Raw genomic sequence first — 11,810 nt, 5'->3', positions numbered from 1 at the left:
CACATCAATCTTTTTTATTATTGTTTTTTCTCATATACATGGTAATAATACGTATACGGATTTTTTTCATCTGTTAAACCTTTCTCTACAAAAATCTCTTTCCAATTCGTCATATCCATTTCTGAGAAGAATGTATCTCCTTCAAATGCATAATGGATTTTTGTTATATATAACTTGTCTACATAAGGTAAAAAGAGATCATAAATTTGTGCTCCACCAAAAATAAAAATCTCTTCTTCATTTTTACATAGTTCGAATACTTCTTCTACAGAATGAGCAACTTCACAACCTTCAACATGATACCCTTCATTACGAGTTACAATAATATTACGTCTTCCAGGCAACGGTCTACCAATCGCTTCATAATTCTTTCTTCCCATAATAAGCGGGTGGCCCATTGTCGTTTTCTTCACGTATTGTAATTCACTCGGTAAACGCCAAGGTAAGTTATTATCTTTACCAATTACTCTATTCTCGTCCATTGCGACCATAAATGAAACAATCATCTTTTCATCTCCTCTACAATTACACTGCAACCGGTGCTTTAATTGCTGGGTGCGGATCATATCCTTCAATAGTTAAATCTTCCATTTCAAAATCAAACACAGATTTTACATCTGGATTTAATGTAAGTTTCGGGAATGGACGTGGTTCACGTGCCAATTGCTTTTCTACTTGTTCAAAATGATTTGTATAAATGTGTGCATCACCAATTGTATGAACAAATTCTCCTACTTCAAGACCACATTCATGTGCAATTAAATGCGTTAATAGTGAATAGCTTGCAATGTTAAATGGTATTCCAAGGAAAATATCACCACTTCTTTGATATAGCTGACAAGAAAGCTTTCCATCTGCTACATAAAATTGGAATAGTGTATGACAAGGCGGTAAAGCCATACTTGGTACATCTTCAGGATTCCAAGCTGAAACAATTAAGCGACGTGAATCTGGCGTTTTCTTAATCATTTCAATTACATCTTTTAGCTGATCAAGTGTTTCACCAGCTGTCGTTTTCCAAGCACGCCATTGTTTTCCGTATACGTCTCCTAAATATCCAAATTTCGTTGAGAATTCATCGTCTTCTAAAACGTTCTTTTTAAACAATTCCATTTGCTCATCGTATTGCACTTTAAATTCCTCATCTTGTTGTGAGCGAAGACCGAAATCTCTCATATCAGGGCCGGTATACTCATCGCTTTCCACCCAGCTCTTAAACGCCCATTCATTCCAAATATTATTATTATGTTGCAATAAATAACGAATATTTGTATCACCTTTCATAAACCAAAGCAGTTCACTTGCTACAAGGCGAAATGGGACTCTCTTTGTCGTTAATAAAGGAAATCCTTTACTAAGATCGAAACGCATTTGGTATCCAAATACAGATACAGTACCTGTCCCCGTACGATCTTCTTTCTTCGTACCGTGCTCCATTACATGACGGCATAAATTTAAGTATTCATATTCAGCATGTTTCATATGTAGGAAAACCTTCTTTCAATCTTATATGCAATTTATCATAACATGAAAAACCGTAGATTTAATAATCCTAATTAACAAAATTTCTTGCAGTAATTCTTACAAAATTATTAACTTTCCATCTTGAAAAAGGTTTTTATCTTCTATTACCGAAAGTATAGTGCGGTAGAACAAAATTTATATTTGGAGGTTAGAAGTATGTCTAAAATTGAAACTCCTGGTATGACTTCTTTACAAACAACAGTCGAAAAAATGATGAAAGATTTAAAAGTTCCTGGTACTGCTGTAGCTGTTATAAAAGATGGTAAAGTTATTATTTCAGAAGGTTTCGGCTATCGTAATATAGAGACAAAAGAGCCTGTTACACCGAGTACTCTGTTCGCAATCGGTTCCTCAACGAAAGCTTTTGGTACACTCTCATTAAGCTTATTATCACAACAAAAAAAGTTTAATTGGGATACCCCTGTCCAATCTTATATACCTAACTTCTCTCTATCTGAACTGCTTGCTAGCTCACAAGTTACAGGACGCGATTTAGCATCCCACCGCACTGGAGTAAGTCGTCATGACGCTCTTTGGTACAGCTCCTCCTTATCTCGAAAAGATATAGTAGAAAAAATAAAACATTTATCACTTGATGCACCGTTCCGCACAGCATTTCTATATAACAACTTAATGTATGCAACAATTAGTTATATCGTGGAAAACATTACGAATCAAACATGGGAGCAATACGCTACAGAACATATTTTAGAGCCTTTAAATATGAGGCATACAAACTTCTCTGTTACAGATTCACAAAATACAGATGATTACGCATTACCTTACACTGAAGATAATGGTGAAATAAAAGAGATTCCATTCCGAAATATCGATACGGTTGGAGCTGCCGGATGTATTAACTCTACCATTGAAGATATGGCAAAATGGATTCTGCTTCATTTAAACGAAGGAAAAATAGAAAATCATGATTTAATTTCTACTGAACTACTCCAAGAAATGTATACACCGCATACACCAATCCCGGATCAGCCGATATTATCAACAAGTGAGTCACCAGTAAATAGCTACGGACTAGGTTGGTTTATTAGCGCTTACCGCGGTTATAAACTTATTCATCACGGTGGTAATATTGATGGATTTTCTGCACTTGCGTCATTCATACCAAATGAAAATATCGGAATTATCGTGCTAACAAATTCTGGACAAACTTTACTCCCTACCTATATTACAAAACATATTTACGACGAACTTCTCGGACTTGAATATATAAATTGGCATGAACGTGCTGTAGAAGATAGTGAAAAAATGAAAGAAATGATGAAAGAGACAATGGAATCACTTCCTGAAGCAATAAATGGGACTACACCTTCTCACAAATTAGAGGACTACATTGGTACTTTTGAACATCCTGCTTATGGAGCATTACAAGTATATAAACGAGAGGATTCGTTATATGTACAATTTATGGAGATGGAAATTCCATTACAGCATCATCACTACGACATTTTCTCCGCACCAGTTGACTTGTTCCAAATGAAAATGAATCTATTATTTGCTTATGAAATGAATGTAAGTGGTGAATTCCCATCCCTTCAGTTACATGTGCCAGCTATGTTAAGTACTCAGCCGCTTGCATTTATGAAAGTTAAATAGTTCATTTACTAGTAATCAAAAAGTAGGTGTGAGAAAACACACCTACTTTTCCTATTTTTCATTTATCATTTCACTATCAAACCAAATTGGCTTCGATAACTCAAAGTTTTTATGGTCCTCTAAAACAATAGTTAGGCGTTCTAACATATCATCTAACATATGCGGCGCTGCTCGTAAGCACCAGACAACTGATGAGAAAACAGTCATCCCTACATATACAGCATATAACCGCCAAAACTCCTCTGATATTTTCCCGTTATAATAGCCTACTATTTGTCCGATGGAATACGGGATACTAATATCTCTTGCAAATAGTGCAATCTTTACAAAATCATGCAGTGGATCGCCCCAATCATAGCCATTAAAATCAACAACACCTACATATTTCCCATCCCTTACAATTAGATTTTCTAAATGAAAATCGTCATGTTGAAATCGATTTGGGCAGTTCTTTACATACATTTCATTTTCATCTATAAACTTAATAATTCTATCATCATTTTCAATTTTAATTCCGCATGTTTTATATGCTCTAAATATTTCCGATGTTTTTTCATTGCTCTTTCATGCCAAGGCAGTAAGTCCCTTGGTGCTTCATATGTATGCATTTTTGCTAAATCTTTTCCTGCCTCTATACCAATATCATATTGTTCTTTTAGCGTATATGTGTATTCGGCAAACCTATTTATAATTCCCGAGTCTCTTCCCTTAGCCACACTTTCTCTTCTTCATTTAAATAAGGAGCGAGCTTTATGTATACCTCTTGATGATAATTGTTTAACCATTGCTTTTCGCTCTCTGTTAACATATCCTTATTGATACCGGCTAAATCAATAGGGCAATACGTGATTGCTTCAAATTTCATAAATTGACCAAACTCTGTTTTCTCGTCTTCTACTACTAACATCATATTTTCAATTCTTATGCCGTATTTACCTTCTAGGTATATTCCTGGTTCATTCGTAATAATCATGCCTTTTTCTAATATAACGCTATTATTATTATTCCTTATGCTTTGTGGCCCTTCATGAACATTCAAGAAAAAACCTACTCCATGTCCTGTCCCGCATTTATAGTCCAAACCATACTGCCAAATTGGTTGTCTTGCTAATACATCTAAGTGAGGGCCTGTTGCTCCGTATAAATATTTTACTGAGCTTAATGCAATAAACCCTTTTAACACCAATGTAAAATCTCTTTTTTGTTCATCGGTAAGTTCTCCTAAAACAATCGTTCGTGTAATATCTGTTGTCCCATCATAATACTGTCCGCCTGAATCAATTAAAAAAAGACCTTCATTCCTAAGAGTATGTTGCGTTTCTTTATTAGCTTTATAATGCATCATCGCAGCATGTTCTTTATAACCTGCTATCGTATCAAAGCTAGGGCCAACAAATCCTTCCTGTTCCCTTCTGAAATCTTCTAATCTTTCTTCTGCAGCAATCTCTGTAATTTCTTCTTTATCTACACAGTTTTTAACCCATTTTATAAATTTCACCATGGCTAAACCATCTTTTATTTCACACCATTTTAAATTTTGTATCTCAACTTCATTTTTAATAGCTTTTAAATCATTCGTGATGTTAGGGCTTTCAATTTTCTTTGTATTACTGTTAATGGCATTATATAATATGATATTAGCTTTATCCGCATCTAAAATAACGGCATCTTCGTTTGAAATATTTCCTAAGAATGTTTGTATTTCATGATTCGCTTTTAACTCGATTCCTTCAGCCTCCAGTTCTAATTTAACCGAGTAAGGAACCTTGCAAAAATCAATAAATAAATAACATTTTTGTTCTGCTACGATTACATTAGCTATTACAACTGGATTGTTAGGCACATCGGCCCCTCTTATATTCAAAAGCCATGCAATTTCATCAAGTGAAGTTAAAATATAATAATTTGCTCCTTTATTTTTCATCTCTTCTCTTACTTCATTTAATTTTTCTACTCGTGATTTGCCTGCATATTTTACGTCATGAGTAAAAATTGGTCCTTTAGGAATCTCCGGTCTATCTTCCCACAGTTCACCAATTAAATCTTGATTCATTTTTAATGCGACTTTCTTTGCTTTTAGATCTTTTTCCATCTTTTTAACCATATTAATTGAAAAAACATTTCCATCAAATCCTACAATGCTTCCTTCTTTAAGAACGTCTCCTAGCCATTCTGTATAAGATGGTACCCCGGGATCCACCATTCTAAATAATCTGATTCCTGAGTTCTCAAGCTGCTTTTCAGCTTGAATATAGTATCTGCCATCTGTCCATAACCCAGCATCATTTAATGTAATAACTACAGTACCTGCTGACCCTGTAAATCCTGATATCCATTGTCTACCTTTCCAATGTTCTGCTACATATTCACTCTGATGTGCATCAAAACTGGGAATTATATAAGCATCCATTTGATTTTCTTTCATTAGCTGCCTTAACTTTTCGATTCTATTCCTGATATTCATTACTAATACCTCCATTTTCCTTAAGACTAAATTCTTTACTTTCACGCTTATAAGATAATATTTCTTCATCTTTCTTTTGAGAAAGTATTTCTATAAACCTTGGAACAAGTTGTTTATTTTCTAAATTTGTACTTAAACTATACTTAATAAAGCTACCTTCTACTGAATCCACTATTTCTTGTTCATAGCCTCTTAAAACCATATCTTTCCTTTTAAGTGGATAATCAAAAAAATGTGTTAAATGTACTTCAAAATATCAGCTAGTTTTTCAAGTGAATCAACTGCTATGGTAGTAAGCCCCCTTTCAAACTGAGACAGAAATCCAACAGATAGTTCGCTTTTTTCACTTAACTCTTTCAAAGTCATTCCTTTTTCGGTCCTCAATTTCTTTATTTTCATTCCTATATTCATCATTTTACCTCAAATTTCATTTTTTTGAATGTTATAATTTTTATTAGCGTAAAACGCAAAAGTTTATGAAATTCATTTAATTAACGTTATCATATATTCTCTCAAGGATTCTGGTGCAAAAAATACTCGATAGAAACATAAAGTGTCAATTCCCTTTAAATCGCTAGCTTTTGAAGCTAACTGTAACAAGAAGCATAAGATGACCGAAACGTTCAACTTATGCTTCTTTTAGTTTACGGCCAACTTATGCTTCTAATATGCATACAACAAAAAAACAACTAGCCCCTCGTAAAGAGGTACTAGTTGACGTAAAATTCGTTATTGGAAGTTAAAATCATTTGTATTTATTTTTTTCGTGTTAGACTATGTATTCTGCAATATAAGAGAAAAACCTCCAGCTATGCTGGAAGTTATCTTTAGGGTTCTACTTGTTGTTCTTCCGTTATGGTTTCATAATTCACAGGTTCAGGATTAACTACTACATACCCAAACCAAAGGATTAATAAATATACTGGTATTGAAAATAGAATTGGTAACCAGGTTTTTTGCTTTTTTAATGATATGGCTCCAGCTACGTAAAACAGAGGAAATACAATTCCCCATAACGAAAACTTAGGAGTGCTGGCTAAATATAAAGATATAGGTACAACTAATATTGCGGAGATTATTAGAAAATATGGTTTTTTGACGTATATTCCAATCAACGATATTACAATTGAAGCAATCATAAAAGGCCCAAATAACCAGGTTAAATCCATTTCCTGACCTCCTTTAAGATCATATACTTATATACTTCAATTTACATTTATAAAATCCTTTAGATAAGTATTCGTGAAATCATCAAGGAGAAAAACAAAGTAACCCGGCCAATCTTAACCGCTGAAGAAAAAGAACTGATCGAGAACATGTTGTTATGTTCCTTCATTTTCTCCTTACATTTCTGCATTCGGTGTATGCGCTACTTCTACAATAAACCCATTCGGGTCGTAAAAATCGATTGTATAGTACCCATCTGAATAATGATTCATTTCAATCGGACCACGTATTACCTTCACTTTCGTACTAGCAAGAAACTCTGCTACTTCATCAACCACACCTCTATGAATAGCTTGATAACAAATATGTCTTGGCCCTAAAGTCCTTACCATTTCCTCAGTTACTTCTTTAAAATATATTTCACTTTTGCCCGTACTATATGCTACTTCACTTAGTCTTCTCCAACCAATGATTGGAAAAAACTTATCATAAAAAGAAATGGACTCCTCTAAATCCTTTACCCAAAATTCAATATGATGAATACCAGCTCGAAATGTATTCATTTTAAGAATGTGCCCCCTGTACTACTTGCACAATTTCCATTGGCGTATTGACCATATAATCTGGTGCATCTTTTTTTACTGTTTCAATGACATCATATCCCCAAGATACCCAAATCACGTTCACCCCGGCCTTTTTACATGCTGCTACATCTCGCTGTTCATCACCGACATATAACATATCTTGCTCTGTTATTTTTTTGGATTTCAAAAATCTTCTTATCATTTTATCTTTACCGAACAAATTTTTAGAACAATACACTTCTTGAATATTTTCGATACCATTATTGTGTAAAAACGCCCGAATATGCTCTTCTGAATTCGATGATATGACTGCAATCCCATAGCCTTTTTTATGTAATTCCTCTAAAACATCCTTCATCCCGTGAAATAAAACAAGATCTTTTATAGCCGGTTGATATAATTTATAAAACTCTAACGCTAATATAGGTAGTTTATAAAGTGGTACATCTAGTTTTTTACATCTCTCTGGAATCGTCAATTTGCGTAAAGGCTCAATTTCTTCTTCTCTCACTGTCTTATAGCCATGCTTTTCAGCTAGTTGATTATAAATCGGTACAAATATATTTTGTGAATCTACTAATGTGCCATCAAAGTCAAAAACAATATATTTTTGCATCCCCATACTCCTTTTACTTCTTTTTTCTAAACCTATGTTATTCAACAACATAGGTGTCTTAACCTTCTATAAGCATAAAAAAGAACAAGATTTTCTCTTGTTCTTTTTAAGACAGCCATTTTGGCGGTACATTCATATTCCAATAAATATTTCCTAATTCATGATGTCCAGAGTATCCATCATCAAAACGATGATAGTGGAAATTAAAATAATAACCATCTTGCGGTGGATGATCTCTTCTTACGTGAAATCGCAGTAAGTCATTTCCTGATTTTGTATCGTAAACGTGAAAAATCTTTTCATTATTCCCACCAGCTGGTCTTTGAGAGATCGCTAACGATTGTAACGATTCTTCTGGTACATCATTGGCAAGTTCAGCAATTGCTTCTTCAATTTTCGGTAATATTATATCTTTAAATTCATCTTCAATTACTGGCCCAATTTTAGTGCCAAACTTTTGCATCGACTGTTTCTCTGCTTCTTGCATTGCATAAGTAATAAAAGTATCGGTGGTTAACCTGTCATTCGTTTCTTCATATGTATAGGACGTGCTCTCCAAATTTTGTTGCCCAGCTGTGCTCGTAGGCTTGGCCGCAGCTTTGGCATTATCAAGCAATATGGAAGGAGGCGTCACTAAACCAAATGTAAATACGGTAATTAATGCGACTAAGGTTTTTCTAAACCAATTTGGCATTTATGTTCCTCCCCTTTCACTCATTATATTTTATATAACGGTTGTTTCTTCTATTATACAAAATGATTGTAATTTTTGCACTTTACAAATTTGTTAACGTTCACATATTTTTCACTTGAATATGAAATTGTAAGATTTCATACACTATAAATACAACAACAATGAGGAGGCGACCAGATGACTTTAGATGTCATGTATTCCGCCGCAAGCATACTCGTTTTAGTATATTTTATTTATCAATGTGTTACAGACTAGAAAAAGAGCCAATTTCCGGCTCTTTTTCTACGGTACAAATACAACCCAACCAATCAATAATATAAAAATAATCCCGGCAATTACAGCTGGTAATAAATAGAAATAGGAAAGTATAACTATTCCATACAAAAGTATAGCTGGAAGTAGTAAATAACGATCCGCCTTCCATCTTAACAAAAGTAATTTCCCTTCTTCACAGTATAAATGAAGAAACATTTTTTTCGTAAATTCATTCCAATAATCACGTGCATAGCGAGAAATTGCAAATAAAGTAAATATGAGAATAATAGCTGTAATCCACCTTGGACTCATAATAATACTCGCAGTGCTTATACATACAATTTGAATATAAAACATTCGTGCACTGCTTGTACGGAAAAATTCTTTCAAAAAGGATTCGACAATACGAGAATCAGCTTTCTTCCCTAAAAATCTTTTGGAACGTGGAAATATCCACGGTTTTTTATTCGAACTACTCGGCTTAGCAGCATGCCCTCCAACTTGCATAATACCACTTGTCCAGCGCATGCTTTCTTCTTTTTCTTTTTCTTTTTCAACCTCTTTAAAAAAGTAATTTTTATAATTCATCTTCTCTTTTACTACTACAATAATTAAAGAAATTGATAGACCTATAAATATAATTGAATAAAAGGGGTTTTTATAAATAAAAAATAGACTAATTCCAACAAAGGATAAGCTCATAGAAAATACTATACTTTTTACAATCCATAAAATCCATCGTTTCCCCGCACGTACTTGAATAAGTCTCGTCAACAACGACAGCATAAATTGAAATGCAGTAAAAAACACCCAAAATAATACAATTTGTACCGTTGTTGCTCCAATACTTTTTATCAACACTGGCAACATAACAACCACTACCATTACATTCGTTATCGCTATTCGAACAAATGTGTAAATCATGCCATACTGAACTAATTTTCGCATATGAGCTGGATACGAAATTAAAAATAAACTATCTGCTTGTTCAAAAAATGAGCGAACTCCTCTCGAATATGTTACAAGATAAAATGCGAGTAACCCTAATCCGAAGTAAATCGTCTCTTCCATTGATAATTCATTTATCCATAGTGACCGATAATAGATTCCCATAAATATAAGTGCTGGAATAATAATATATAACGCAACTGTCCAATCTGTTACCGAACGTATAGACCTCCATTTTCGCTCAAGTTCATGGCGTAATCTTTTATAAAATTGTTTTTTAATCACGTTGTTCACGCCTTACAATTGCATCAAAGCAGTCTAATAATGGACTCTCCGGCATTTCAGCTAATGTTTGAATCGTATGTAAATTCCCATCTGCTACTAACGTTCCTTGCGAAATAAGCAAAAATCTTTCACAAATTCTTTCAGCAGTATCTAATACATGTGTACACAGTAAAATTCCTGCTCCACGCTCTTTTTCTTTATATAAATAGTTTAATAACTCTTTCGTAGCTACTGGATCTAAACCGATAAAAGGTTCATCAATTATATAAAAATCTGGCTCTGTTAAAAACGCTAATATTAGCATCGATTTTTGTTTCATACCTTTTGAAAACTTTGATAAATACTCATGCTTATGCTTATCCATTCGAAATGTATGTAATAATTGTTCCGCCCGTTCTTCCCAGCTCCCCATTTCACTTCCACGAGCCGCCATTAATAATTCAATATGTTCCCAGAGCGTCAAATAATCATAATATGTTGGATGTTCTGGCACGTATGCATAAGGATTTTTCTTTTCGCCAAATGATATTTCACCATTCATATTTACAAGTAAGCCTAGCATTGTTTTAATCGTCGTACTTTTCCCGGCACCATTTGCGCCAATAAGAGCAACTAACTCACCTTTTTCGATGGAAAAAGCAATATCATGAATTATCTTTTCACCTATTTCATATCCAGCAGAGCGGATATTCACTTCTAACATACATTTCCCTTCTTTCCATTTCTAATACAATCAAGGAAAATGATAACATATCACTATCTATATATCATTATAATTTATTCGTTTTCATAGAAGGAAAAAACATTTTTTTACAGAATATTTAATGTTTGATTACATTTTATTGGAATTGAAGGGGTTATAACTATGACAAACATTGAAGCAATTTTCATTGATCGTGACGGTACAATCGGTGGTGACACTACAATACATTATCCAGGCTCTTTTACATTATTTCCTTTTACAAAAGCATCCTTGCAAAAACTAAAAGCTCAAAATATAAAAATTTTCTCATTTACAAATCAACCAGGTATTGCAGATGGAATAGCAACCGTAAATGATTTTGTACAAGAATTAGAAAATTTCGGTTTTGATGATGTTTACCTATGTCCTCACAAACACGGTGATGGTTGTGAATGCCGTAAACCAAGTACAGGCATGCTTCTTAAAGCAGCGGAAAAACATGGACTAGATTTAACACGATGCGCTGTAGTTGGTGATCGATGGACTGATATTGTTGCAGGAGCAAAAGTACACGCGACAACGCTTTTAGTACGAACGGGCGCTGGATATGATGCTTTACATACGTACCGAGACAAGTGGGCACATATCGAACCAAACTACATTGCAGAAAACTTTGAAGATGCAACAAACTGGATATTAAATCAACTATAAAACAATTTAAAAGAGACGTTTCACTCTGTAAAATAAAAAATAGCAATATATATCCTCTCTTACAAAAACAAGAGAGGATATATATTGCAGGTTTTGATTCACTCGACGCAATGTAAAACATGGTTTAAATAGCCTTTTGAGGAGCAAACATTGCAAATCACATCATATTTTTCATCACTACTATCAATGCAATTCTCAGAGGAATTCTCTGGGTAAATAACATCAATAAACGCAAATAAGGGATAGCTTAGTGGCTATCCCTTACA

13 protein-coding genes and 2 pseudogenes are annotated in these 11,810 nt (G+C 33.9%); 3 read left to right on the top strand and 12 right to left on the bottom strand.

Annotated features, from left to right (window positions below; translation table 11 throughout):
• Positions 1-17: 17 nt before the first annotated feature.
• A complete protein-coding gene (locus MR065_RS07930) occupies positions 18-506 on the bottom strand; it encodes a dihydrofolate reductase (protein ID WP_242213208.1) in 489 nt (162 codons plus the stop codon).
• A 19-nt stretch (positions 507-525) separates the two neighbouring features.
• On the bottom strand, positions 526-1,482 hold the full coding sequence (locus tag MR065_RS07925) for a thymidylate synthase (protein WP_242213207.1): 957 nt from the start codon (positions 1,480-1,482) through the stop codon (positions 526-528).
• A gap of 198 nt (positions 1,483-1,680) precedes the next feature.
• Between MR065_RS07925 and MR065_RS07920 the strand changes: the two genes are divergently transcribed.
• Positions 1,681-3,138, top strand: a complete 1,458-nt coding sequence (locus MR065_RS07920) for a serine hydrolase (protein WP_242213206.1) — start codon at positions 1,681-1,683, stop codon at positions 3,136-3,138.
• 51 nt (positions 3,139-3,189) lie between these two features.
• Here the strand turns inward: MR065_RS07920 and MR065_RS07915 are convergent.
• From MR065_RS07915 to MR065_RS07895, 5 genes and pseudogenes are all read right to left on the bottom strand, one after another.
• Positions 3,190-3,806: pseudogene (locus MR065_RS07915) on the bottom strand (aminoglycoside phosphotransferase family protein); the annotation flags it as partial.
• A gap of 17 nt (positions 3,807-3,823) precedes the next feature.
• Positions 3,824-5,602, bottom strand: coding sequence for an aminopeptidase P family protein (locus MR065_RS07910; protein WP_277927342.1), 1,779 nt, complete (start codon positions 5,600-5,602; stop codon positions 3,824-3,826).
• Positions 5,586-5,804, bottom strand: coding sequence for a hypothetical protein (locus tag MR065_RS07905; RefSeq protein ID WP_242213204.1), 219 nt, complete (start codon positions 5,802-5,804; stop codon positions 5,586-5,588). The genes MR065_RS07910 and MR065_RS07905 overlap by 17 nt, the downstream gene beginning before the upstream one ends.
• Positions 5,805-5,839: 35 nt before the next feature.
• On the bottom strand, positions 5,840-6,013 hold the full coding sequence (locus MR065_RS07900) for a helix-turn-helix domain-containing protein (protein ID WP_242213203.1): 174 nt from the start codon (positions 6,011-6,013) through the stop codon (positions 5,840-5,842).
• A 416-nt stretch (positions 6,014-6,429) separates the two neighbouring features.
• The gene (locus MR065_RS07895; protein WP_242213202.1) at positions 6,430-6,771 is read right to left on the bottom strand and encodes a hypothetical protein; all 342 of its coding nucleotides are present in this window, start codon (positions 6,769-6,771) and stop codon (positions 6,430-6,432) included.
• A 63-nt stretch (positions 6,772-6,834) separates the two neighbouring features.
• Between MR065_RS07895 and MR065_RS07890 the strand changes: the two are divergent.
• Positions 6,835-6,937, top strand: a pseudogene (locus tag MR065_RS07890) (YolD-like family protein); the annotation flags it as partial.
• A gap of 8 nt (positions 6,938-6,945) precedes the next feature.
• Here the strand turns inward: MR065_RS07890 and MR065_RS07885 are convergent.
• The 5 genes from MR065_RS07885 to MR065_RS07865 all read right to left on the bottom strand — a co-directional run bounded on the left by MR065_RS07885 (position 6,946) and on the right by MR065_RS07865 (position 10,854).
• Positions 6,946-7,332, bottom strand: a complete 387-nt coding sequence (locus MR065_RS07885) for a VOC family protein (protein ID WP_242213201.1) — start codon at positions 7,330-7,332, stop codon at positions 6,946-6,948.
• Position 7,333: 1 nt separating this feature from the next.
• Entirely contained in the window at positions 7,334-7,969 is a 636-nt protein-coding gene (locus tag MR065_RS07880; RefSeq protein WP_242213200.1) for an HAD family hydrolase, read from the bottom strand.
• Between the two features lie 106 nt (positions 7,970-8,075).
• Positions 8,076-8,663, bottom strand: a complete 588-nt coding sequence (locus tag MR065_RS07875) for a YpjP family protein (protein WP_242213199.1) — start codon at positions 8,661-8,663, stop codon at positions 8,076-8,078.
• A gap of 282 nt (positions 8,664-8,945) precedes the next feature.
• Entirely contained in the window at positions 8,946-10,151 is a 1,206-nt protein-coding gene (locus MR065_RS07870; RefSeq protein ID WP_242213198.1) for an ABC transporter permease, read from the bottom strand.
• Positions 10,144-10,854, bottom strand: a complete 711-nt coding sequence (locus tag MR065_RS07865; RefSeq protein ID WP_242213197.1) for an ABC transporter ATP-binding protein — start codon at positions 10,852-10,854, stop codon at positions 10,144-10,146. Before MR065_RS07865 ends, MR065_RS07870 begins: the two co-directional genes overlap by 8 nt.
• Positions 10,855-11,016: 162 nt before the next feature.
• On the opposite strand from MR065_RS07865, the gene MR065_RS07860 reads away from it, so the two are divergent.
• Positions 11,017-11,544, top strand: a complete 528-nt coding sequence (locus MR065_RS07860) for an HAD-IIIA family hydrolase (RefSeq protein WP_242213196.1) — start codon at positions 11,017-11,019, stop codon at positions 11,542-11,544.
• Positions 11,545-11,810 lie beyond the last annotated feature (266 nt).

This window comes from Bacillus cereus group sp. BfR-BA-01383, assembly GCF_022663495.1.
Lineage (GTDB): Bacteria > Bacillota > Bacilli > Bacillales > Bacillaceae_G > Bacillus_A > Bacillus_A cereus_AU.
The sequence above is the reverse complement of the archived record's forward strand: the minus strand, read 5'-3'. Positions and strand labels throughout refer to the sequence as shown.